We start from the raw sequence: 23,343 nt of genomic DNA on the forward strand, positions 1-23,343 counted from the left end.
TCGCGGCGGCGGAAGGCCCGCCCGCACGGCGCGGCTACCTCCCGGCCCGCGCCGCCATCGCCTCCGGCATCGGGTCGTAGCGCGCGAACCGGCGCGTGAACGTGCCGGTGCCGGACGTCAGCGCCCGCAGCTCGATCGCGTAGCGGAGCAGTTCGGACGACGGCACCTCGGCGCGGATGAGCGTGCGGCCGCCCTCGCCGGCCTCGGTCCCCAGCACCCGGCCGCGCCGTCCGGACAGGTCGCCGAGCACGGTGCCGAGGTGCTCGTCGGGCAACCGGATCGCGACCTCGTCCACCGGCTCCAGCAAGCGGGTGCGCCCGGCGGCGGCCTCCTTCAACGCCAGCGCGCCCGCGGTCTGGAACGCCGCGTCCGACGAGTCGACCGAGTGCGCCTTGCCGTCGACCAGGGTCACGCGCACGTCGACGACGGGGATGCCGTCGTGCAGGCCCTTCTCGAGCTGGGCGCGCACGCCCTTCTCCACCGACGGGATGAACTGGTTCGGGATCGCGCCGCCGACGATCCGGTCGACGAACTCGACGCCGGAGCCGTGGGGCAGGGGTTCCACCACGAGGTCGCACACCGCGTACTGGCCGTGGCCCCCGGACTGCTTCACGTGCCGGCCGTGGCCTTTCGCGGGTGCCGCGAAGGTCTCGCGGAACGGCACGCGCACCGGTTCGGTGTCGATCTCGGCGCCGCCGGCGCGCAGGCGGGCCAGCACGACGTCCGCGTGCGCCTCGCCCATGCACCACAGCACCATCTGGTGCGTCTCGGCGTTGCGGTCCAGGCGCAGCGTCGGGTCGCTCGCGACGAGCCGGTTCAGGTTGCGGGCCAGGTTGTCCTCGTCGCTGCGGGTGCGCGGGACGACGGCGACGGGCAGCAGCGGTTCGGGCATGTCCCACGGGGCCATCAGCAGCGGGCGGTCGGGCGCGGAGACGGTGTCGCCGGTCTCGGCGGTGGTCAGCTTGGTCAGCGCGCACAGGTCGCCGGCCACGCAGTACGGGACCTCCCGCAGGGACGCGCCCAGCGGGGAGTAGATGTGCGCCACGCGTTCGTCGGCGTCGTGGTCCTCGTGACCGCGGTCGGCCATGCCGTGACCGGAGACGTGCACGGGGCGTTCGGGGCGCAGGGTGCCGGAGAAGACGCGGACCAACGACACGCGGCCGACGTAGGAGTCCACGGCGGTGCGGACCACCTCGGCGACGAGTGGCCCGTCCGGGTCGGGGGCCATGCGGGGTTGCGGGATGCCGTCGACGGACGTCACGGACGGCACTTCGTGCTCCAGCGGTGACGGGAACGCGCGCGCGATGCCGTCCAGCAGCTCTGCCAGGCCCATGCCGGTCGCGGCGCACACGGGCATCACCGGGTGGAAGGCACCGCGTGACACGGCGGTCTCCAGGTCGGCTATCAGGGTGTCCTGATCGATTTCCTCACCCGCGAGGTAGCGGTCCATGAGGGTCTCGTCCTCGCTCTCGGCGATGATCCCCTCGATCAGCGCGGCGCGCTCGTCCGGGTGGTCCTCACCGGACGTCAGCAGGCCGACCAGCCGATCGCCCTCCGGCACGTACAACGGCACGACGCCCGCACCGAACGCCGCCTGGCAAGCGACCACTTCGGACGCGAAGTCCGCACGGTGGTGGTCGGTGCGTGTGATGACGACAGCGCGCGGCATGCCGACGAGAGCGCACTCTTCCCACAGCGCGATGGTGGCCGCGTCGACGCCCTCGAAGGCGTTGACAACAAAAAGGGCCGCGTCCGCGGCCCGCAACCCCGCCCTGAGCTCTCCCACGAAGTCGACGTATCCGGGGGTGTCGATCAGGTTGATCTTGATGTCCCCGTGCTGGATCGGGGCCACGGCGAGGCCCACCGATCGTTGTTGCCGCACGGCGGCGGGGTCGTGGTCGCAGACCGTGGTGCCCTCGGTGACCGACCCCGCGCGGGTCAGCACGCCGGTGGTGGCGAGCAGGGCCTCGGTGAGCGTCGTCTTGCCCGCGCCGGACGGGCCGACGAGCACGACGTTGCGGACCTTGGCCGGGTCGTCCACAGCGACCGCGCCTGCCGGTGTCCCGTTGTCGGAGTGCTTGCTTCCCATGACGACCTCCGTCAAGTCGTAGTGTCCGATCTCACACCCGTTCACCTCCAGGGACAAGTGCGGGGACCCGAGTGGACGCCTCCGCGCTCAGAACGTGCGTCGCGTTCGGCGCGAGTGGCACGGCTCACGACCTGCGGTTGATCGAGAAGTGGCCTTCTGGTTCCGGCCTCCAGTGGCTTGGGAGAGGTGGCCACGTCAGACATAGGATGAGTTCACCCAGACTTCCCCTCGTGAAAGGTTGCCCAGGTGAGCACTGATCAGGTCACGGGCACCGCCCGCGTCAAGCGCGGCATGGCCGAGATGCTCAAGGGCGGCGTGATCATGGACGTGGTCGACGCCACCCAGGCGAAGATCGCCGAGGACGCCGGCGCCGTCGCCGTCATGGCCCTCGAGCGCGTGCCCGCGGACATCCGCGCCCAGGGCGGCGTCGCGCGGATGAGCGACCCGGACCTGATCGACGGCATCATCAACGCCGTCTCGATCCCCGTGATGGCGAAGGCCCGCATCGGCCACTTCGTCGAGGCCCAGGTCCTCGCGTCGCTCGGCGTCGACTACATCGACGAGTCCGAGGTGCTCACCCCGGCCGACTACGCGAACCACATCGACAAGTGGGCGTTCACCGTCCCCTTCGTGTGCGGTGCGACGAACCTCGGCGAGGCCCTGCGCCGCATCACCGAGGGCGCGGCCATGATCCGCTCCAAGGGCGAGGCCGGCACCGGTGACGTCTCCAACGCCACCACGCACATGCGCAGGATCCGCCAGGAGATCCGCCGCCTGCAGAACCTCCCCGAGGACGAGCTCTACGTCGCCGCCAAGGAGCTCCAGGCGCCGTACGAGCTGGTCAAGGAGGTCGCGCAGAACGGCAAGCTCCCCGTCGTGCTGTTCACCGCCGGCGGCATCGCGACCCCGGCCGACGCCGCGATGATGATGCAGCTCGGCGCCGAGGGCGTGTTCGTCGGTTCCGGCATCTTCAAGTCCGGCAACCCGGCCCAGCGCGCCGAGGCCATCGTGAAGGCCACGACCTTCCACGACGACCCGGACGTCATCGCCAAGGTCTCGCGCGGCCTGGGGGAAGCCATGGTCGGCATCAACGTCGACGACATCCCGGAGCCGCACCGCCTGGCCGAGCGCGGCTGGTAGGTCTTTCCGCCGAAGCGGGCCGGAGGGCGCATCCCCGTTCGGGATGCGCCCTCCGCCGTTCGTGGGCGAGCCGGCGCCGGGTCGGCGAGCACCGCGAGCCGCGGAACGTCAGGTCGTCACGGTTGTGGCGAGACCGGACAACGCGGCCGGCAACGGGTCGTGGTGCAGCACGCCGAGTCGTTGGGTGGCGCGGGTCAGCGCCACGTACAGCTCGGCCGCGCCGCGTGGCCCGGCGAGGATCCGTTCCGGCGCGACGACGAGCACCGAGTCGTACTCGAGGCCCTTGGTCTGCGCCGGTGGCACCGTGCCGGGCACGCCGGGCGGTCCGATCACCACGCTGGTGCCCTCCAGCGCCGCCTCCTCGCGGGTGAACTCCTCGATCGCGGCGGGCAGCTCCGCGGCGCTGATCTGCCGCGCCCACGGCTGGACACCGTTGGAGCGCACCGACTCCGGCGCCCGCACGTCCGGCGCGAACTCGGCCAGCACCCGCGCGGCGACGGCCATGATCTCCGCCGGGGTGCGGTAGTTGACCGTCAGCGACCGGTACTCCCAGCGGCCGGGCACGTACGGCTGGAGCACCTCGTCCCACGACCTAGCTCCCGCCGCCGAGCGGCGCTGCGCCAGGTCGCCCACGACCGTGAAGGAACGGCCGGGGCAGCGGCGCATCAGCACCCGCCAGTCCATTTCGGACAGCTCCTGGGCCTCGTCCACCACGACGTGCCGGTAGGTCCAGCCGCGGTCCGCCAGCGCGCGCTCCACGAGCGTGCGCTGGTCGTGATCCTCGAAGCGCTCGGCCAGGTCCTCGGCGAACAGCATGTCGGTGGCGAAGAGGTGGTCCTCGTCGTCCATGTGGTCCGCGCGGTTGATGAGGCTGTCGAGCACCTCGGCGGCGTAGCGCGCCTCGGCCTGGCGTTCCGCGGTCGCGGCCTGGTCCGCGGCCTGCTCGGCGCCGTCGCGGCCCAGCAGGTCGTGCAGCTCGTCGAGCAACGGCACGTCCGAGACCGTCCAGGCCTCGCCGTCCGCGCGGTGCAGGGACGGGTCGCCACCGGCGGCCGCCAGGCGTTCCGGCGTCGAGTACAGCTCGCCCAGCAGCTCGAACGGCGTCAGCACGGGCCACAGCGCGTCGAGCGCCCCGATGAACGCTTCGTCGTCGGACAGGTCCTTGACCAGCCCGGAGCGCATGTCCTCCCAGGCCTGCTTGTCCGACCGGGACATCCAGCCCTTCCCGATGCGGCCGATCGCGCGTTCGGTGAGGACGTACGTGACGATCTCGCGGAACACCGCGCGGGCCTCGTTGTGCGGCAGGCCGCTGTCGCGCGCCTCCTGCCGGGCCCACTCGGCGACGTCCGGGGTGATCTGGACGACCACGTCCTTCATCGTGATCGGGATCGGCTCGACCGGCAGCCGCTGCCGGTCGACGACGGCGGCCTTGAGCACGTCCACCATCTTCAGCGAGCCCTTGAGCCGGGCGACCTCCGGAGCGTCCTCGGCCGTCACCGACAGGCCCGGCAGGAGGCCGCCGGTGGTCGTGAAGACCACGTCGGACTCGCCGAGCGAGGGCAGCACCCGCCCGATGTGGTCGAGGAACGCCGGGTTGGGGCCGACGACGAGCACGCCGTGCCGTTCCATGCGCTCTCGTTGCGTGTACATCAGGTATGCGACGCGGTGCAGCGCCACGACGGTCTTGCCGGTGCCGGGGCCGCCCTCGATCACCAGCACGCCGGGGTGGTCGAGCCGGATGATCGCGTCCTGCTCGGCCTGGATCGTGGCCACGATGTCGCGCATACCCTCGCCGCGCGGCGCGTTCAACGCCTCCAGCAGCGCCACGTCGCCCTGCTCCTCGCCGAGCCTGCCGAACACCTCGTCGGTGAAGCCGGTCAGCGCGCGGCGCCGGGTGAGGAACTGGCGGCGCCTGCTCATCCCCTCGGGGTGGGCGCCGGTGGCGGTGTAGAACGGGCGCGCGGCCGGCGCCCGCCAGTCGAGCAGCACCGGCTCGAAGTCGTTCTTCTCGTCGAGCAGGCCGATCCTGCCGATGTAGGACACGTCGCCGTCGGCGCTGTCGAGCCTGCCGAAGCACAGGCCGTAGTCGGCCACGTTCAGCCGCTTCATCTCGCGGTGCCGGGCACGCACCTCGTTGTCCCGTTCCATGGCGGTCTCGCCGGTGCCACCCAGCGCCGACCGGTAGGCGGCCTTGACCCGCGCGCGCTCGGCGTCGAGCCGCGCGTACAGGCCTGCCACGTACTCACGCTCGGACTGCAGTTCTTCTTCGTACCCCACGTGCTCCCCAAGCGCCTGAGTTGGCATAGGCCGATGATTCTGAGCTACGCCCGGGGCCTTGTGGCAAGGCCCCCTCTCTGCTATACGGTGGAGTGGGCGGGAGAGCAGCGCCACTCGTCCGATCGCGGCCTCAGACGGTGTGCTCCATGACCATCACCGCGGTCGTGCCCGGCTCCAGCGCCTTGCAGATGTGCGGCAGGTCGCCGGGGTAGACGATGTAGTCGCCGGGGCCCAGCTCGACCGGGTCGTCCGCGAGCCCCGCCAGGCACCGCCCCGTCGCCACCACCATGTGCTCGACGCTGCCCGGCACGTGCGGCAGCGACTCGCGCGCCCCGCCCGGTTCGAGTGCCAGCCAGTAGATGTCGTGCTTGGTCCCCGGACGGCACGCGGCCAGCAGGGTCGCGGAGTAGTGCGCGAGCTCCGAGTGGATGATCGGCCCCTCGCCGCGGCGGATCACCTGCACGCGCGGCACGGAGGGTTCGACGAGCCGGCTGAACGGGACGCCCAGTGCCACGCCGAGCGCCCACAGCGTCTCCACGCTGGGGTTGCCGGCGCCGGACTCGAGCTGCGAGAGCGTCGACTTCGCGATGCCCGCCTTCTTCGCCACCTCGGTCAGCGACATGCCGGTGCGGTCGCGCTCACGCCGGAGGTTGGCCGCGATGAGATCGAGTGGTGCGTTCGACACAGAAGTCCATCCGTTCGCCTTGACGAACACCCGTCTGATGTTCATCGTAATGGGTGATGCGTTCGATATGGCGAACTCTTGATGCTGTGCTTCTGCGTGACGTCACCGCAGTCGCACTGGGTGCCGCGGTCACCGGCGCTTCCTTCGGTGCGATCTCGGTGGGCGCCGGCCTGCCGTGGTGGACACCGGTGCTGATGTCGCTGCTGGTCTTCGCGGGCGGCTCGCAGTTCATGGCCGTGGGCATCGTCGCCGCCGGTGGCAGTCCCGCCGCCGCGGTGCTGGCCGGGCTGGTGCTCAACGCGCGGCACCTGCCGTTCGGCCTCGCGATCGGGGACGTGCTGGGCAAGAGCCCGCTCGCGCGGATCGTCGGCAGCCACCTGATGAGCGACGAGTCCACGGCCTTCGCGATGGCGCAGAAGGATCCCGCGAGAGCGCGTGCGGCGTACTGGGCGTGCGGCGTGGCGCTGTTCTTCTGCTGGAACACCGGTGTGCTCGCCGGGGCGCTCGCCGGGCAGGCCATCGGCGACCCGATGACGTTCGGGCTGGACGCGGCGTTCCCGGCGGCCCTGCTCGCGCTCACGCTCCCGGCGCTGAAGGACGCGGCCACGCGCAACGCGGCGCTCGTCGGCGCCGTGATCGCGCTGGCGACCACGCCGTTGCTGCCCCCTGGCCTGCCGGTGCTGCTCGCGCTCGCCGGGCTGGTCGCGTTCCGGACCAAGAAGGAGAAGCCGTGCCCGTCACCGCAATCCTGATCCTCGCCGTGGGGACCTTCGCGACTCGGTTCGTCGGTCCGTTGCTGCGTGACCGCGTCACCTTGCCGGAGAAGGCGCGTGAGCTGATGTCCGCGTCGGCGACCGTGCTGCTGCTGGCGCTGGTGGTGATCTCGGCGCTGACGAACGGCAAGCAGTTCGGCGGCTGGGCGCTGGCGATCGGCGTGCTGGTCGGCGGGCTCGCGGCGTGGCGCAAGCTGCCGTTCGTCGCCGTCATCGTGCTGGCGGCGCTCACCACCGCGGGGCTGAGGATGGCCGGGGTGGCATAGGGGTGATGCCTGCGCGATAGGGGGGTGATGGGCGCCCGCCCTCAGATGGGCGCATGGCGGCGAAACCTGGAGTGGTCGGGCGGGACCGGGAAACGTCCGCGCTGGCGGAGGCCCTCACCGCGGCGGCGGGGGGCGACGGGCACCTCCTGGTGGTCACCGGGGGACTGGGCACCGGCAAGACGGCCCTGCTCACGGCCGCGCGCGAGCTGGCAGCGCGGCACGGGTTCACGGTGCTGGCGGCACGGGGCAGCTACCTGGAGCGCGACCTGCCGTTCGGGCTGGTCAGCAGGCTCTTCGTCTGCGTGGGGGCCGGTGAGGAGGTCCAGCACCTGCCGCGCATCGCCGCCGCACTCGGCCAGTCCGACGTGCTCGCCGAACCCGGCCCGGTCACGCTGCCCGAGCTGCACGCCCTGCACCGCACGCTGGCGCGGATGGCGGCCGAACGCCCCGTCGCCATCGTCGTCGACGACGCGCAGTGGGCCGACCAGCCGTCGCTGCAGTGGCTCAGCACCGTCCCGCACCGCATCGAGCACCTGCCGGTCCTGGCGCTGGCGGGGGTCGGCGCGGGCGAGGGGTGCACCGCGCCGCAGACGCTCGAGGAGCTGCTCGCCGCCGGCGCCGGCGAGATCCGCCTGGACGAGCTGTCGTTCGACGGGACGCGGGCGCTGGTTGAGCAGGAGCTGCGGCGGCCGGTCGACGACGAGTTCGTCGCGCGCTGCCGCGCCGAGGCGGGCGGCAACCCGTTGCTGCTGCTCAACCTCCTGCGCGCCTACACCGACCAGGTCGAGGGGCTGGTCGCCCCGGCGTTGCTGCCGACCGTCAACGTCCGCCTCCGCCGCCTCGCCCCGCACGCCCTCGACGCGCTGCACGCGCTGGTCGTGCTGGGCGGCGAGGTCACGCTGCCGCGGGTCGCCGAGCTGATCGGCACCGAGGCGGGCGAGCTCGCCGGGACGATCTCCTCGCTGCACCGGATGGGCCTGCTGTCGGCGGACGGCGCTCTGCTGCACCCCGTGCTGCGCAACACCTTGCGCGAGGACCTGACCATCACCGAGCGGCAGGACCTGCACGCCGCCGCGGCGCGGTTGCTGGTCGAGACGGGCGCGTCGGCCGAGGCCGTGGCCGAGCACCTGGCGCAGACCCGGCCGCTGGGCGAGGAGTGGGCGACCGAGGTGCTGGTGGCCGCCGCCGGACGGGCCCGCACCCGCAACCGGGTCGCGGACGCCGTCCGGTTCCTGCGCCGGGCGCTCGGCGAGCCGGGATCGGCGCGGCTGCTCGCGCAACTCGGCGAGGCGGAGTCCTACGTGGACGTCCCGGCGGCCGTGGAGCACCTGGGCGAGGCCGACCCCGCGCACCCGGCGTTGCAGGGGCTGCTCGCGTTGCTGGGAGAGGAGCCGGCCGTCGAGCCGGACTCGGTCGGCGACCCGGACGTCGTGCCCGCGGCGCCTTCGGAGTTCGACCCGTTCCTGCGCGCGGTCGCCTCGGTGCGGCAGCGTGGTGAGTTAGCCGCTGCGTACGCGCGCGTGGACCGTGCGCTGACCGTGGCGAGGAGGTGGCAGCACCGGCCGTGCGTGGCGGCGGCGTTGACGGCGCGGTCAGCGTGCCTGCGGGACCTCGGCCGGTTGGCGGGCGCCGAGTCCGACGCCCGAGAGGCGCTGACGCTGCTGGAGGGCTGCGGCGCGGCACGGCTGTCCACGCCGGTCTTCACGGCACTGGCGGAGCTCGCGCTGGCACTGCTGGAGATGGGCGAGGTCGAGGCGGCCTCGCAGGTGTTCGACGCCGTGCCCGGCGAGGTGCCCGACCTGTTCGGGGCACCGGCGCTGCTGGCGGCGCGGGGACGCGTGCGGATCGCGACCGGGCGGCGCAAGGACGGCGTGCGCGACCTGCTGGACTGCGGTGAGCGGCTGCGTGCGCGCGGTCGCGACGGCTTGTCGTGGCGGCTGCCTCTCGGAGGGGAGCACCTCGCCGCGGAGGAGTGCCTGGCGCGCTCGACCGGCGCGGTGCTGCCGCTGGCCGCCGCGCTGAGGGAGCAGGGCGTGCTGCGCGGGGCGGAAGGCATCGCCCTGCTGGAGGAGTCGGTCGGTCTGCTGGCCCCCACCGGCGCGGTGCTGGAACGGGCGCGCAGCCACTTCGCGCTCGGCCGCGCGCTGCACCTGGCCGGCCGGGTCAAGCCGGCGCGCGCCGAGCTGCGGGTGGCGGTGGACCTCGCCGACGACTGCGGCGTCGAGGAGCTGGCGGAGGAGATCCGCCAGGAGCTGGCCGCCGGGCCCGCCGGCCTCACGGAGTCCGAGCGCCGCGTCGCCGCGCTGGCCGCCGAGGGCAAGATGAACCGGGAGATCGCCGCCGCGCTGTTCGTGCAGCTTCGGACCGTCGAGATCCACCTCACCAAGGTCTACCGCAAGCTCGGCATCGACGGGCGCGACCAGCTCGCGCGTGCTCTGCGCCTGGCCGGTTAGCTCGCACTAGTACTTGCGGACGTGGGAGAAGAGCAGGTTCGTGTGGACCTCCGTCACCTCCCGCCGGCTCGTGAACTTGTCGAGCACGAGCCGCTGGAGGTGGGCGACGTCCGCCACCGCGACGTGCACGAGGTAGTCCTCCGGGCCGGTCACGTGGGAGAGCGCGAGCGTCTCCGGCAGGCTCAGCACGTAGGCGGTGAAGGGGTCGACGATCTCCTTGGTGTGCGGGCGGATCTTCAGCGCGAGCATCGCCTGCACCGGCCGGCCGATCGCGGCCAGGTCCACCTCGGCGTGGTAGCCGGTGATCACGCCCCGCTCCCGCAGCGCGCGGTGCCGGACCACCGCCGTGGACTGCGCGACGTTGACACGTCCGGCCAGGTCCTTGTTCGGCAGCCGCGCGTCCTTCCGCAGCTCCCGCACGATGGCCTCGTCGATCGAATCCAGCACGGCTTCTCCTCGTTCCACCGAATCGGCTGCGGTTGTCCACCCGTGGTGCCGAGGAAGTCTCCACCATTCGGACCATGACGCGCATCGAGACCATCGCCGTGCACGGCGGCCGCGACGACCTCGCCGAGCTGGGCGTGCACGCACCGCCCATCGACCTGTCCACCACCTACCCGGTGCCCGACCAGGCGCTCGGCGGGGAGGCCCTGGGGGAGTGGGCGACCGGTGCCGCGCGGGCCACCTCGCCCGTGTACGCCCGGTTGCACAACCCGACCGTGGCGCGCTTCGAGCAGGCGCTGGCGGCGCTGGAGCACACCGAGGCCGCGGTGGCGTTCGGCAGCGGCATGGCGGCGGTGACCGCCGTGGTCCAGGCGGCGTGCGTGATGGCCGGAAAACCGCACGTCGTGGCCGTGCGGCCGCTCTACGGCGGCACGGACCACCTGCTGTCGTCCGGTCTGCTGGGCGTCTCGGTGACCTACGCCGAGGCCGGTCTGGTGTCCGCCGCGATCCGGCCGGACACCGGGCTGGTGGTGGTCGAGACGCCGGCCAACCCCAACCTCGACCTGGTCGACATCGCGCACGTGGTGCGGCAGGCGGGTCCCGTGCCGGTGGTGGTCGACAACACCTTCGCGACGCCGGTGCTGCAGAACCCGGCGCTGCACGGGGCGTCGTACGTGCTGCACTCCGGCACGAAGTACCTCGGCGGGCACGGCGACGTGCTCGGCGGAGTCGTGGCCTGCTCCGAGCCGCTGGCCGCGGCGTTGCGCCAGGTCAGGATCATCACCGGTGCCGTGCTGCACCCGCTGGGCGGCTACCTGCTGCACCGCGGGCTCGCCACCCTGCCGGTGCGGGTGGAGGCGGCCTCCCGGTCGGCCGCCGTGCTGGCGGCGCGGCTGGCCGCGCACGACGCGGTGGAGTTCGTGCGCTACCCCACCGCCTCGGCGCAGTTGCGGGGGACGGGCGCGATGATCGCGTTCGGCGTGCACGGCGACCCGGCCTCGGTCGTGCGGCGGCTCCGGCTGGTCACCCCGGCGGTGTCGCTGGGGTCCGTCGACACCCTGATCGAGCACCCGTCGGCGCTCACCCACCGCCTGGTACCCGGCGAAGAACTCCGCGCTTCGGGCGTTCCGGATAACCTCCTGCGCATTTCCGTGGGACTGGAGCACGTCGAGGACATTTGGGAGGACCTGAACGCCGCTCTCTGTGACGTCGCTTACGTTAAGCCTTCCCCAGGTGATTACTTGGTGATGACCGCGTCTCACTAAGGTCCGTTCGCATCAGCGCGTCGGGGCGCGGGAGGTTCCGACGCGAGCATTTTTCCGTTTCGGAAGGAACCTCTTCGTGAGTTCTGTGGAAACTGATGCGGACGGCTACACCAAGGCGCTGAGCAAGCGCCAGGTGCAGATGATCGCCATCGGTGGTGCTATCGGCGTCGGCCTCTTCCTGGGCGCGGGCGGACGTCTCGCCACAGCGGGGCCGTCGCTGATCCTCTCTTACGCGGTGTGCGGCCTCGCAGCGTTCTTCGTCATGCGCGCGTTGGGTGAGCTGGTGCTCCACCGCCCGGTCGCCGGCAGCTTCGTCGAGTACGCCCGCGAGTTCATCGGTCCGTGGGCGGGTTTCACGTCCGGCTGGATGTACTGGGTGAACTGGGCGATGACGGGCATCGCCGAGATCACCGCCGTGGCGATCTACATGCACAAGTGGTTCCCCGAGCTGCCGCAGTGGATCACCGCGCTGGTGGCGCTGTTCGTGCTGGTCGGCATCAACATGTTGTCCGTCAAGCTGTTCGGCGAGCTGGAGTTCTGGTTCAGCGTCATCAAGGTCACGGCCATCGTCGTGTTCCTGGTGACCGGCATCGGGCTCGTCATCGGCTCCGCGGACATCGGCGGCACGACGGCGTCGGTGTCCAACACGCTCGGCCACGGCGGCCTGTTCCCGGCCGGCTTCGGCGTCGCCCTGATGACGTTGCAGGCAGTGGTGTTCGCCTACTCGGCCATCGAGCTCGTCGGCATCGCGGCCGGGGAGACCAAGGACCCCGAGAAGATCATGCCGCGCGCCATCAACGGCGTGGTGTACCGGATCGCCATCTTCTACGTCGGTTCCGTGCTGCTGCTGACCATGCTTCTGCCGTGGCACCACTTCACGGGCACGGAGTCGCCGTTCGTCACCGTGTTCTCGGCATTGGGCATTCCTGCTGTCGGTGACATCATGAACGCGGTGGTCCTGACGGCCGCATTGTCGTCGTGCAACTCGGGCCTCTACTCGACGGGCCGCATTCTGCGGTCGCTGGCGCAGAAGGGCGAGGCGCCGGCGTTCACGGGCCGGATGAACTCCCGGCACGTTCCTTATGGCGGAATTCTGTTCACCGGCGCGGCTTACCTCTTCGGCGTGGTGCTGAACTACACCGTTCCCAAGGACGCTTTCGACATCGCCATCGCCGTCGCCTCCCTGGGGGTCGTGTCGACCTGGGCGACGTTGATCGTCTGCCAGCTCCGGTTGCGGAAGAAGGCGCTGGCCGGGGAGATCGCGCGGCCGTCCTACCGGATGCCCGGCGCGCCGTACACGTCCTACGGCACGCTTGCCTTCCTCGCGCTGGTGATCGTGCAGATGGCCTTCGCCGGGACCGCGGAGAAGATCGCGTTCTGGTCGATCCCGGTGCTCGCCCTCGTGCTGTTCCTCGGGTGGCGCTTCGTGTCGTCGAGGCAGCCGGTCGCGCCCGCGCAGGAGCGGCTGACCACCGTCGACTGACCCGCCGCCGGTGTCCCGCCCGGCCGTCGACCGCGCGTCGGCGGCCGGACGGGACGCCGGTTCAGCGGTGGCTCGCCGCCAGGGTCGTGAGGGCGTCGACGGTGGACCGGTGCGGCTGGTCCAGCACGGCCTCCGACTCGTCCGCGAGACCGGTCAGGCGGCTCACCTCGTCGTCGGTCAGCTCGGCCGCGATCTCGGCCGAGGCGACGTTGGCGCGCAGGTGGCCCGGGTTCCTCGTGCCGGGGATGACGACCACGGCGGGCGACCGGCGCAGCAGCCAGGCCAGCGCGACCTGGGCTGGCGTCACGCCGAGGCGCCGCGCGGGACCCGTCAGCTCCTCGTAGCTGGCGAGCTGCCCGGAAGCCAGCGGGAAGTACGGGACGAACATGATGCCCTGCGCCTCGCAGTCGGCGAGAACCTGCACGCCGCTGCGGTCGAGCAGGTTGAAGCGGTTCTGCACGGCGGCGATCGGCGTCATCTCCTGCGCACGGGCGAGCGCCTCCGGTGACGCGCCGGACAACCCGATGCGCCGGATGAGCCCCTGGTCCCGCAGCTCGACGAGCACGCCGAGCGAGTCCTCCAGCGGCACCTCGCTCTTCTGCGACAGGCCGTCCCCGTCGAGCCGCAGGTAGGTCAGCTCGCTGACCTCCGCGCCGAGGTCGGAGAGCGCCTCGTGCACCTGCGCCCGGACGGTGTCCGGGTGGTCGGCGATGATCCACGAGCCGTCCTCGCCGCGTCCCGCGCCGACCTTGTTGCCGACGACCACTCCGTCCGGGAACGGCCGCAGCGCTTCGCCGATGAGCTGGTTGACCGTCCGCGGCCCGTAGGCGTTCGCGGTGTCGAAGAACGTGACCCCCAGCTCGACGGCCAGCCGCAGCACCTGCCGCGCCGACTCGGGGTCGTCCGGCAGACCCCACACGTTGGGCCCCGCGAGCTGCATGGCGCCGTACCCCACTCGGTTCACTGCACTCTCCCTGCGCGTATCAGTGCCACGCGGAATTGCGTAGCACTGTTTGTAACAGTGATACGCTCAGTGCCGTAGCATTGCAACCCATGGACGACGCGAAGGCCCGCACCCGGCAGCAGATCCTCGAGGTGGCCGCCGGCATCCTGGAACGAGAAGGCGCCCAGGCGGTGTCCACCCGCTCGGTAGCCGCGGCGGCCGGCGTCCGGGCCGCCTCCCTGTACCAGTTCTTCGGCGACAAGGACGGCCTGCTCGCCGCCCTGGCGATCCACGCCTTCGACCTGTACCTGGCCGAGAAGCAGACCGTGACGCACACCGACGACCCGGTCGCCGACATGCGCGGCGGCTGGGACGTCCACGTCGGCTTCGGCCTGGCCCACCCGGCCTTCTACCTGCTGATGTTCGGCACCGACGTCCCCGGCCGCCGCGCGCCCGCCGCCGGGCAGGCCCACGCCCTCCTGCTGAGGTTCCTCGACCGGGTCGCCGCGGCCGGACGGCTGCGGATCCCGCCCGCCATCGCCGCCGAGCTGTGCATGGCCGCCGTCACCGGTGTCACGCTCTCGTTGATCGGCGCCCCGGCCGAGGACCGCGATCCGGGGATTTCGGCCAGGATGCGCGACATCGTGATCGACTCCCTGGTCACGGACCCGGTTCCGGCTGCCGGGCCCGGTCTCGCCCCGCTCGCGCTCGCCTTGGACACCGCCATCGCCGTGGGGGACAGGCTTCCGCTGCGGCCGGTGGAAACGGCTCTGCTGCGTGACTGGTTGGGGCGGCTTGCGCGCTGATCGGAGGCTGGCCGCTGGTCGTCGGGGTGGCGCGGTTGGCGTGTCCGCTGACCGCCAGCGCGGCGGCTCTGCCAGCGTGGCCGCCAGCCTGCCCCCCGGACCCGGCCCGGTCCCCGTACGGCCCGCCCCTCGACCCGACCCTCGGCCCGCCCGGCTCGCCCCGACCCGCCGCCCCCCGCTCCACCGGACCCCAACCGCCGACAGGAAGCCCGGCCGCGCTCGAATATGCTGGTGAGCATGGTCGTCGCTGCCCCTCCCGTCATCGGTGTGCTCGCCCTGCAGGGTGATGTCCAGGAACATCTCGTCTCGCTCGCTAAGTGCGACGTCACCGCCCGGCCCGTCCGCCGGGCCGAGGAGCTGGACGAGCTGGACGGGATCGTCATCCCCGGCGGCGAGTCGACGACGATGAGCAAGCTGCTCGACAACTTCGGGTTGCTGGAGCCCTTGCGGGCCAAGATCAAGGACGGCTTCCCGGCCTACGGGTCGTGCGCGGGCATGATCCTGTTGGCCGACAACGTGCTGGACGGGCGCGAGGACCAGCACCAGCTCGGCGGTTTGGACGTCACGGTCCGGCGCAACGCGTTCGGGCGGCAGGTCGACTCGTTCGAGACGGAGCTCGACCTGGCCGGTGAGAGCGTGCACGCCGTGTTCATCCGTGCGCCGTGGGTGGAGGCGGTGGGCGAGGACGTCGAGGTGCTCGCTACGGTGCCCGTTACGGCTGAGGCGGGCGATGCCGCCGGTAGGATCGTCGCGGTCAGGCAGGGCAGGGTGCTGGCCACGGCGTTTCATCCGGAGCTCACGGGGGATGAGCGCGTCCACCGCCTGTTCGTGGACATGGTTCGTGGTTTGACTGGTTCGGAGGAGAAATGAGCGGCCACTCCAAGTGGGCGACCACCAAGCACAAGAAGGCCGCCATTGACGCCAAGCGCGGCAAGCTGTTCGCGCGGCTGATCAAGAACATCGAGGTGGCCGCCCGCACCGGTGGTGGGGATCCCGACGGCAACCCGACGCTGTACGACGCGATCCAGAAGGCCCGCAAGAACTCGGTGCCGCTGGACAACATCGAGCGCGCCCGCAAGCGCGGTGGTGGCGAGGAGGCGGGCGGCGCCGACTGGCAGACCATCATGTACGAGGGCTACGGGCCCAACGGTGTCGCGGTGCTCATCGAGTGCCTCACGGACAACCGCAACCGCGCCGCCACCGAGGTCCGCACGGCGATGACCCGCAACGGCGGCTCGATGGCCGACCCCGGCTCGGTGTCGTACATGTTCAGCCGCAAGGGCGTGGTGATCGTGCCCAAGGGCGAGCTGACCGAGGACGACGTGTTGATGGCGGTGCTCGACGCGGGCGCCGAGGAGGTCAACGACCTCGGGGAGTCGTTCGAGGTCGTGTCCGAGGCCGGTGACCTGATCGCGGTCCGCAAGGCGTTGCAGGACGCCGGCTACGACTACGAGTCGGCCGAGTCGAGCTTCATGCCGTCGGTGACGGTGCAGCTCGAGGCCGAGGGTGCGAAGAAGATCTTCAAGCTCATCGACGCGCTGGAGGACTGCGACGACGTGCAGAACGTCTTCGCGAACTTCGACGTGTCGGACGAGGTCATGGCCGAGGTCGGCTGACCTCGCCCAACGGGAACGCACACAGCACAACGCCGGTCGCGCGCTCGCGCGGCCGGCGTTGTGCTGTGCGGGCTCACTTCGTGTCGATGCGCCCGATCGGTTCGGCGGTCTCCGCCAGCTCGGCCTGGACCTGCTTCCACGAGAGGTCGTCGACGCTGAGCGCGTCGCGCAGGAACGCCCAGGACGCGCGGCGGATCACCGCGACCCGCTCGGGGCTCTCGTCGGTCGTGTCAGTGGCGTTGTAGCCGTGGATCCCGCCGAGCGAGTGCTCGCCGCCGAACAGGGTGAGCAGACCGCGCGCACCGGGGCCGTGGTGGTAGACGTCGGTGAACCAGTCCGGGCCGCGGGTGCTGAGCATCGACTGGTCGTTGTCACCCGCGACGGCGAGGAACGGCGTGTCCATCCGCTCGAAGTCGGGGGACATGAACGAGCCGAAGTTCTCCCGCGCGAACGGCGTCAGGTCGTCGCCGCCGAACCCGGTCGCCGCGAACAGCACCCCGGCCTTGACGCGGGCGTCGGTCAGGTCGGGACCGGGCTGCCCGTCGGCGCCGAGGACGCGTGCGCCGAGGAACACGCCGACGGTCTGCGCGCCCCACGAGTGCCCGGCGAGGGCGAGGCGGTCGCGGTCGACGCGGTCCGCGAGGCCCGGGACCGCGCCCAGGACGACGTCGAGGTCGTCGAGCACGCGCCGGACGTCCTCGACGCGGAACCGCGAGATCTCCGGGTACCGCGGGTCGGCGGGCGTGAGGCCGAGGGTCACCGAGTCGAGGAACGTCGGCTGGATGACGACGAAGCCGTTGTCCGCCCAGAAGTCCACCAACGGGTCATAGGAGGACATCGACTGGCTGAAGCCGTGCGCGAAGACGACCACGGGCAGACCGCTGCCGGAGGCCGGTGCCGAGACGCGCACCTGGAGGTCGGCGCCGCGGTCCGGCGCGGGCAGCACGACCGGCTTGACGCTGATGATCGACGTGGTGAAGGCGGGCAGCGCGGTGCTGGTCAAGGGCATGGCAGGATCCTTCTGAACGGTGCGGGGTGCTGATAGGCTCCTAACCGGAGCGCGGTTCCGAATATACGGAGCAGTGTTCCGTTTGGCAAGTGTCGTGGTGGAGAGGAGTGCCGCGTGGGCGCAGGGGAGTCGACGACCGCGAAGCGCGCGGACGCGCGGCGCAACGAGAAGGCGCTGCTCGACGCGGCGGCGGCGGTGTTCGTCAGCGACGGCGTGGACGCGCCGGTGCGCCGGATCGCCGCCGAGGCGGGCGTGGGCATGGGCACGATCTACCGGCACTTCCCGACGCGTGCCGATCTCGTGGTGGCCGTCTACCGGCACCAGGTCGACGCCTGCGCCGAAGCCGGGCCCGCGCTGCTCGCGTCGGCGGAGTCGCCGTTCGCGGCGCTGCGGCAGTGGGTGGACCTCTTCGTGGACTTCCTGGTGACCAAGCACGGTCTCGCCGCCGCCACCCGCAACGACCCCGACGGCTTCGCCACCCTGCACGGGCTGTTCCTGGAACGGCTCCTGCCCGTGCTCACCGACATCCTCGCCGCGGCCCGCGCGGCGGGCGAGATCGTGGACGTGCCCGCGTACCAACTGCTCCGCGCGATCGGCGACATCTGCGCGGGGGCCGAACGGGTCGACCCCGACTACGACGCGAAGCTGACGATCCGGCTACTGCTCGACGGAATCCGCGGTTGAGACCGTCTTCAGCAAGGCCGGCCAGGCGTCCACGCTCCTGGGCGGGGTTCAGGCCCGATTTTCCCTGAGCCAGGTGCGCAGCGCGACCGACTTCGCGTCGTCGAACTCGGAGAGGATCTCGAACGCCTCTCGGGCACAGCGCCGGGCCTCGTGCTCCGCCTGGGGCCCGGACAGCTCACGGGCCAGGTTCACGAGGTTCTTGGCCAGCTTCCAGCGGTCACCCAACTGCCGGTGCGTGGCGGCGGCCCGGCGGTGGAAGTCGACAGCGTCCTCGTCTCGTCCGAGATCGCCGTAAGCCAGTCCGGCGCCTTCGACGGCCATCGCCTCCCGGCTGCGGTCACCGTTCTGCCGGCAGATGACCGCGGCGGCCTGGTAGGAGACCAGCGCTGAACCAGGCTGCCCGGCGGCTCGCTGGGCCTTGCCGAGGTACAGCAGAGCTGTCGCCTCCCACAAGCGGTTCGACATCTCGCGGCTGATGGAGACGGCCTCGACCGCGACGGTCAGCGACATGCCCGCATCGCCGCGCTCGCGCGCCACGTAGCTGATCGCGGTGAGCACCATGGACTCGTACAGGCGGCTACCGAGGTCGCGGAAGACGTCCAGAGACCTCGTCAGGTGTGCATCCGCCTCGTCCAGGACCCCGAGCTGTGCGCAGGTGTACCCGAGGCTGTACAGCACTGTGGCGAGCCACTCGCGGTCATCCAGTTCGCCCGCCACCGCCAACGCCTCCGAGAAGGTGACGCGGGCTTCGCGCAGGCGATGCCGGAACAGCTGCACCCAGCCGAGTCCGTTCAGGCCCTTCACGACGTTGGCCAGATCGCCGAGTTCGCGGTAGGTCGCCACCGCGGCGGCGTGGTGTGCGACGGCCTCGTCGAGCCGCATCGTCATGCGGCACAGCCTTCCGAGACTGTCGTGCATCGCGGCCTCCTCCGCGCGCAGACCCAGCTCCCGCGCGCAGTCCAGGCCGATCCGCGAGGTCGATCGCCAGTCGCTGAAGTGGTTGTAGGTGGCGTAGATCCGCTCCAGCACGGCGGCCAGCCGCCAAGCCGTGCGCGGTTGGCCCGTGCCGGCGGCTGCTCGGACGGCGGCCTCCAGGTTCAGCTTCTCCTCGGTGTACCACCGAGCTGCCTCGTCATGGCTGGAGAACCGGGAGGACCCGCTCCCGGTGTCCGGCAGCTCGAAGAGCAACGTCGTGTCGTGTGCGAGGGTGAGCGCGCAGTGGTACGCCGTGCGCAGGTACCAGTCGCAGACACGTTCGACAGCGGCGAGCTGCTCGTCCTGGGAGATCCTGGACTGCGCGCAATCCACGGAGTACGCCCGGAGGAGGTCGTGGAAGCGGTACCGCGCGTACCCCGTCCTCTCCAGCAGGCAGGCGCCCGCGAGCTGATCCAGAGCGGTGCGCACCTGGCGCCGGTTCCCGCCCGCCAGCGCCTCGGCGGCCGCCTCGCTGAAATCGGCGCCCGGATGCAGGCCGAGCAGGCAGAAGACCGACGCGGTCTCCTCTGGCAGCGCTCGGTAGGACCAGGCGAGCACCGTGTGCACGGCGTCGGCCTCGTCGATGTCGCCCGTGGAGAGCGTGTTCCACAGTTCCGACTCGTCGCGGAGGTCCGCGATGAGCTTGCTCAGCGGCATGGCCGGATGAGTCGCGGCGCGTTCCGCCGCGAGCCGGAGTGCCAGTGGCAGGTACGCGCACAGACGGGCCAGCTCGGCGACATCGGCGGGGTTGTCGCCGCTGCGGTACTCCCGAGTCGTCGTCAGCAGCAGCGCGACCGCCTCGGCCTCGGAGAGGGTGCCGAGAGTCCTGCGGACCGCTCCGTGCCGGATCGCCAGGCCGTGCAGGTGGCTGCGGCTGGTGACGATGGCGAGGCTCTGCCCGGAACCGGGGATCAGCGGGCGGACCTGTGCGGTGTTCGCCGCGTTGTCGAGGATGATCAGCATCCGTCGGTCGGCCAGCGCGGACCGGTAGAGGCTCGACTTGGCCTCGGTTTCGGTGGGCACCGCGGCCGCCGGCACGCCGAGCGCGAGCAGGAAGCGTTCCAGGGCCTGGTCCGGTGAGACGGGCAGGCCTGGGTCGTAGCCGCGGAGGTCGATGTAGAGCTGACCGTCGGGAAACTGGTCCCGCGCCCGGTGGGCCCAGTGCAGGGCCAGTGACGTCTTGCCCACGCCCGCGGTTCCGGAGATCACGTACACCACGAGGTTCTCGTCGTCGACGAGGAGCTCGTCGAGAGCGGCGAGCTCGGAGATCCGGTTGACGAACCCGCGGACACCCCGTGGAAGCTGCAGGGGGCGGTTGCCACGGCCGCCGGTCCCGTAGTGGAAGTGGATCCCGCCGGCGACGTCCCGTGCCTGCACGATCTCACCGGAGTTGCTGTGCACCTGCGAGTGGGTGCCGGGGGACTCGAGGTCCTCCTCTGCTGGACGGTCCGGCACGTCAACCACCCCGGAGGCAGAGGTGGATGTGTTGATCATGCCGCTGGCCTTCGCGGTTCGGCACCGTGCTCACCAGTGGAACTCGCCGAGCAGTTCTCTGAGCTCGGCGTCGCCGGTTCGTGCGAGCGCGGCCGTGAGCGGCTCGCCGGCGGGCACACCGCGTCCGCCGGTGTCGTTCCTGATCCACGACGGGACGTGTCCCAGCAACAACAGCGTCCGGTGTTCCGCATCGGCGGTGGACGGTGCCGTCCGGTGCCAGAGGCCTCCGTGGACGATGACCGCGTCTCCCGGTTCGAAGAAGAGCTCGACCTGACCGGCGTGGTCGCTGCGGTCGCCCAGCGGGATGCGCAGGTCCGTTCGCGTGTGCGAGCCCGGCAGCACCAGCAGCGCACCCTCGTCGGTGGACACCCTGTCCAGGTAGATGAGGCAGTGCAGTTGGTGGGGATAGCAGAAGAAGACGGGCAGAGGATCGGGGATGACCGGAAGGTGGTTGTGCCACGGCACGGCGATGCCCGCCGTGCCGGGGTAGTGCATGCGAGCTTCGAGGTCGATCCAGACTTGCGGCCCGAGGAGCGTTCGCGCGATCGACAGAACCGGCTCCAGACGGAGCAACTGGTGGAACTCCTCGCTCTTGTCGAGCAGTCCGCGCAGGTAGATGCTCTCGTGAGCAACCCATTCGGCGCCCGGCCTCCCCTCCTCCGCTCGGGCCAGATCGCGCACGCGCTCGCGAAGCCGGGCCACCGAGGCCGCTGGGAGCAGCCCGCGGAGCACGAGATGACCGGCCCGCACCAGGTGGTCGATCTCGGCGGCGCCGACCTGTGCGGTGATGACGCGGAGGGGGTAGCCGGCCGATTGGTCGTTGATCAGGAATTCCGTGCGAACCGATCCGTCGTCCAAGATCGTTTCTCGCTTTCGGCAGGTATGGCGAGCTCACCGCCTCTGATGCCGGCGAGGAGCCGGGCCAGCGGGAACGACCTGGCGTAGAACTCACGCCACGCCCTTCTCGCCTGCTCGACGCGCTCGGGGTGGTCGTTCCGGTTGATGTAGAGCAGCTCGCCTTCTTCGGTGTAGCTGAGGTCGACGACCACGGTGTCGTCGAACAGCCAGGTGTCCGTGTAGATGACATCCGGCACGTCTTCCCGGTAGATGAAGCGGATGTCCTCACCTGCGGAGCTGTTCACGGTGTAATACCAGTCGATCTCGAACCGCAGGTACGGGGTCAGCACGTGGTCGATGATGTGAACCCGGCCCATGTACTTGCCGTCGGCCACACATTTCCTGATGTTGGCCGCCCACTCCGCGTTGCGGTTCGCGGGCAGTGGCTCGCCCGCGAGGTAGAGTTCGAGCTGCTCGCGTTCTTCCTCGACGGTGTAGACCGGCAGCGTCTCGATCCGGGTGGCGGACCTCGTGAAATCGACGAAGAGCCTGCCGAACTGGTCCATGTTCAGAATCATGGCTCCAGCCCTCGTCTCGTCATCGGTTGAATGCGCGTTCGAGGATGTACCGAGGTATTTCCACCGCGCTTTCCCCTGGAGGTACTTCCAGGCCGGCTCGGTCGGTGTCCACGCTGAACCCCTGGATGACGATGGTGTCGTTCTCGGTCTCGTAGACCGCGGGACAAGGGCCGTTCCCGCAGCCGGATCCGCCGATCAGCCTGAGTTTCACGGTGCTCCCCGATGTCGTGGCAGTGCGAGGCAGGGTTTGAATCCTATCGATCGTTTGGGACCACGACAACCGAGGCCAGCCTCTTGTCGCACGCTCGAGACAAAGTGGTCAGCTATTGATGTTGCTCGATGTCCAATCGAGAGCGAGCCGCTCGCGATGTTCATCCGTTCGCGTCGAAAAAGCAGCCCAAAAGGGTGAAGGAGACATGCGATGCCTCCTTCGACCCAAGTGAATGCGAATTCTTCAGGTCATGACCGAAGCCGGCCGGTCGCCTGCTTCTTGAAGGCCGACCACGCCTCCGCGCTCACGGGCAGGTGGGTGGCCGGTGCCTTGCTGTCCCGGATGCCGACGCCGGTGGCGACCTCAACGCAGTTGTCGCCGGTGCCGCTGTAGCTGCTCTTGTGCCACTCGGTCATTGGAGGTCCTCCAAGATGCTGTTGATCACCGCCCTCGATTGTTCCTCATCGAGAGCGACGGCAGCGAGGTCCTTCAGGATGGCTTCGTAGGTGTCCACGGTCTCCTCGTCGTCGAAGAACAGACAGCACTTGAGGCTCTCGATGTAGACGACCGGTGGGTACTTCGGGAACTTCATCAGCCGGAAGTCGCCCGATGTGCCCGCGTGCATGCCGATCGCCGTGGGGATGATCCGGACGCTGATGTACTTGCGCACCGACATCCGCAGCAGATGGGCAAGCTGCTCCCGCCACACCTCCTCACCGCCGACCGGAAGCCGTAGTGCTTGTTCGTGCACGTAGAAGGTGAAGGTCCGGCTGTGTTCGAGGATGTTCGCGCGGGCAACCCGTGCGGCGACCACGGCCGGCATGTCATCGGCGTCGATGGGAGCTGCTTTGGTGACCTCGTTGACGTACTCCGGTATCTGGAGCAGGCCGGGCACGAGGACCATCGACCAGCAGGTGATCTCGTCGGCGTCCTTCTCCTGGTTGATCAGCGTGCGGACCTGGTCCGGCACGCCGTCGTCCGGCACCCTCAGGTAGACGTTCCCCGACTCGCGGTACAGCGCCAGCAGCTCTTCGCGTTCCTTGAGCGGTGTGCGGCAATAGGCCAGGAGCTCGCGGACCTCGGCCTCGTCCACCCCGCCCTTGCCGGCGAGCATGTCGCAGACCTTGGCCTCCTGCCAGCCGAGCAGCTCGGCGAGCCTGCGCTGGGTCAGGCCGGTCCGCTCGACCACCTTCCGGACGCCGTTGCCGAACTCGCGGCCCACCACGCTGGACGATCTCTTGGGCATGCGCGAACGCTAGGAGCAGGAGAGCCCCCGCCTCCATCGTTTCGCACCGAATGTGCCTGAAGGTGGGAG

Annotated in this window: 21 protein-coding genes; 10 read left to right on the forward strand and 11 right to left on the reverse strand. The window is 70.7% G+C overall.

The window, feature by feature from the left end; translation table 11 throughout:
- Positions 1 to 34 precede the first annotated feature (34 nt).
- Positions 35 to 2,089: an elongation factor G-like protein EF-G2 gene (locus tag BMW88_RS32080; RefSeq protein ID WP_089958405.1), complete on the reverse strand. Its 2,055-nt coding sequence runs from the start codon at positions 2,087 to 2,089 to the stop codon at positions 35 to 37.
- Between the two features lie 246 nt (positions 2,090 to 2,335).
- Between BMW88_RS32080 and pdxS the strand changes: the two genes are divergently transcribed.
- A complete protein-coding gene (pdxS, locus tag BMW88_RS32085; RefSeq protein WP_089958153.1) occupies positions 2,336 to 3,229 on the forward strand; it encodes a pyridoxal 5'-phosphate synthase lyase subunit PdxS in 894 nt (297 codons plus the stop codon).
- Between the two features lie 108 nt (positions 3,230 to 3,337).
- Here the strand turns inward: pdxS and helR are convergent, their stop codons facing one another.
- Together helR and BMW88_RS32095 are read right to left on the reverse strand one after the other, a co-directional pair.
- Positions 3,338 to 5,506, reverse strand: coding sequence for an RNA polymerase recycling motor ATPase HelR (gene helR / locus BMW88_RS32090; protein WP_245778192.1), 2,169 nt, complete (start codon positions 5,504 to 5,506; stop codon positions 3,338 to 3,340).
- A gap of 130 nt (positions 5,507 to 5,636) precedes the next feature.
- Complete coding sequence (locus BMW88_RS32095; RefSeq protein ID WP_089958156.1) at positions 5,637 to 6,236, reverse strand: helix-turn-helix domain-containing protein; 600 nt, start codon at positions 6,234 to 6,236, stop codon at positions 5,637 to 5,639.
- An 11-nt stretch (positions 6,237 to 6,247) separates the two neighbouring features.
- On the opposite strand from BMW88_RS32095, the gene BMW88_RS32100 reads away from it, so the two are divergent.
- From BMW88_RS32100 to BMW88_RS32110, 3 genes are read left to right on the forward strand one after another with little or no spacing between them, the layout of a single operon-like run.
- Positions 6,248 to 6,943: an AzlC family ABC transporter permease gene (locus BMW88_RS32100; RefSeq protein WP_089958159.1), complete on the forward strand. Its 696-nt coding sequence runs from the start codon at positions 6,248 to 6,250 to the stop codon at positions 6,941 to 6,943.
- Complete coding sequence (locus BMW88_RS32105; protein ID WP_089958161.1) at positions 6,922 to 7,230, forward strand: AzlD domain-containing protein; 309 nt, start codon at positions 6,922 to 6,924, stop codon at positions 7,228 to 7,230. The genes BMW88_RS32100 and BMW88_RS32105 overlap by 22 nt, the downstream gene beginning before the upstream one ends.
- A 53-nt stretch (positions 7,231 to 7,283) precedes the next feature.
- Positions 7,284 to 9,683: a helix-turn-helix transcriptional regulator gene (locus BMW88_RS32110; protein WP_089958164.1), complete on the forward strand. Its 2,400-nt coding sequence runs from the start codon at positions 7,284 to 7,286 to the stop codon at positions 9,681 to 9,683.
- A 6-nt stretch (positions 9,684 to 9,689) separates the two neighbouring features.
- Here BMW88_RS32110 and BMW88_RS32115 read toward each other — a convergent pair whose 3' ends face one another.
- Positions 9,690 to 10,130: an Lrp/AsnC family transcriptional regulator gene (locus BMW88_RS32115; protein WP_089958167.1), complete on the reverse strand. Its 441-nt coding sequence runs from the start codon at positions 10,128 to 10,130 to the stop codon at positions 9,690 to 9,692.
- A 74-nt stretch (positions 10,131 to 10,204) separates the two neighbouring features.
- Here BMW88_RS32115 and BMW88_RS32120 point away from each other — a divergent pair, with 74 nt between their 5' ends.
- Entirely contained in the window at positions 10,205 to 11,392 is a 1,188-nt protein-coding gene (locus tag BMW88_RS32120) for a trans-sulfuration enzyme family protein (RefSeq protein ID WP_089958170.1), read from the forward strand.
- A 139-nt stretch (positions 11,393 to 11,531) separates the two neighbouring features.
- Positions 11,532 to 12,875, forward strand: a complete 1,344-nt coding sequence (locus BMW88_RS32125) for an amino acid permease (RefSeq protein WP_089958410.1) — start codon at positions 11,532 to 11,534, stop codon at positions 12,873 to 12,875.
- A gap of 61 nt (positions 12,876 to 12,936) precedes the next feature.
- On the opposite strand, the gene BMW88_RS32130 is transcribed toward BMW88_RS32125, so the two are convergent.
- Positions 12,937 to 13,875, reverse strand: a complete 939-nt coding sequence (locus BMW88_RS32130) for an aldo/keto reductase (protein WP_281249478.1) — start codon at positions 13,873 to 13,875, stop codon at positions 12,937 to 12,939.
- 53 nt (positions 13,876 to 13,928) lie between these two features.
- Here BMW88_RS32130 and BMW88_RS32135 point away from each other — a divergent pair, with 53 nt between their 5' ends.
- From BMW88_RS32135 to BMW88_RS32145, 3 genes are all read left to right on the forward strand, one after another.
- Positions 13,929 to 14,624: a TetR/AcrR family transcriptional regulator gene (locus tag BMW88_RS32135; protein ID WP_089958175.1), complete on the forward strand. Its 696-nt coding sequence runs from the start codon at positions 13,929 to 13,931 to the stop codon at positions 14,622 to 14,624.
- Positions 14,625 to 14,861: 237 nt separating this feature from the next.
- On the forward strand, positions 14,862 to 15,494 hold the full coding sequence (pdxT, locus tag BMW88_RS32140; RefSeq protein WP_218148286.1) for a pyridoxal 5'-phosphate synthase glutaminase subunit PdxT: 633 nt from the start codon (positions 14,862 to 14,864) through the stop codon (positions 15,492 to 15,494).
- Entirely contained in the window at positions 15,491 to 16,240 is a 750-nt protein-coding gene (locus tag BMW88_RS32145) for a YebC/PmpR family DNA-binding transcriptional regulator (RefSeq protein ID WP_089958181.1), read from the forward strand. The genes pdxT and BMW88_RS32145 overlap by 4 nt, the downstream gene beginning before the upstream one ends.
- Before the next feature lie 73 nt (positions 16,241 to 16,313).
- Here BMW88_RS32145 and BMW88_RS32150 read toward each other — a convergent pair whose 3' ends face one another.
- On the reverse strand, positions 16,314 to 17,249 hold the full coding sequence (locus BMW88_RS32150) for an alpha/beta hydrolase family protein (protein WP_089958183.1): 936 nt from the start codon (positions 17,247 to 17,249) through the stop codon (positions 16,314 to 16,316).
- Between the two features lie 114 nt (positions 17,250 to 17,363).
- Here BMW88_RS32150 and BMW88_RS32155 point away from each other — a divergent pair, with 114 nt between their 5' ends.
- Positions 17,364 to 17,933: a TetR/AcrR family transcriptional regulator gene (locus BMW88_RS32155; protein ID WP_089958186.1), complete on the forward strand. Its 570-nt coding sequence runs from the start codon at positions 17,364 to 17,366 to the stop codon at positions 17,931 to 17,933.
- 48 nt (positions 17,934 to 17,981) lie between these two features.
- On the opposite strand, the gene BMW88_RS32160 is transcribed toward BMW88_RS32155, so the two are convergent.
- From BMW88_RS32160 to BMW88_RS32180, 5 genes are all read right to left on the reverse strand, one after another.
- Positions 17,982 to 20,363 (reverse strand): ATP-binding protein, encoded by a 2,382-nt coding sequence (locus BMW88_RS32160; RefSeq protein WP_143116376.1) that lies wholly within the window; start codon positions 20,361 to 20,363, stop codon positions 17,982 to 17,984.
- A gap of 69 nt (positions 20,364 to 20,432) precedes the next feature.
- Complete coding sequence (locus tag BMW88_RS32165; protein ID WP_177221522.1) at positions 20,433 to 21,260, reverse strand: phytanoyl-CoA dioxygenase family protein; 828 nt, start codon at positions 21,258 to 21,260, stop codon at positions 20,433 to 20,435.
- Entirely contained in the window at positions 21,227 to 21,817 is a 591-nt protein-coding gene (locus tag BMW88_RS32170) for a DUF6879 family protein (protein WP_089958194.1), read from the reverse strand. The genes BMW88_RS32165 and BMW88_RS32170 overlap by 34 nt, the downstream gene beginning before the upstream one ends.
- A 459-nt stretch (positions 21,818 to 22,276) precedes the next feature.
- Positions 22,277 to 22,444, reverse strand: a complete 168-nt coding sequence (locus BMW88_RS32175) for a DUF397 domain-containing protein (protein ID WP_089958196.1) — start codon at positions 22,442 to 22,444, stop codon at positions 22,277 to 22,279.
- The gene (locus BMW88_RS32180; RefSeq protein ID WP_089958199.1) at positions 22,441 to 23,274 is read right to left on the reverse strand and encodes a helix-turn-helix domain-containing protein; all 834 of its coding nucleotides are present in this window, start codon (positions 23,272 to 23,274) and stop codon (positions 22,441 to 22,443) included. The genes BMW88_RS32175 and BMW88_RS32180 overlap by 4 nt, the downstream gene beginning before the upstream one ends.
- Positions 23,275 to 23,343: the final 69 nt, after the last annotated feature.

This window comes from Lentzea xinjiangensis, from assembly GCF_900110955.1.
Taxonomy (GTDB): domain Bacteria; phylum Actinomycetota; class Actinomycetes; order Mycobacteriales; family Pseudonocardiaceae; genus Lentzea; species Lentzea xinjiangensis.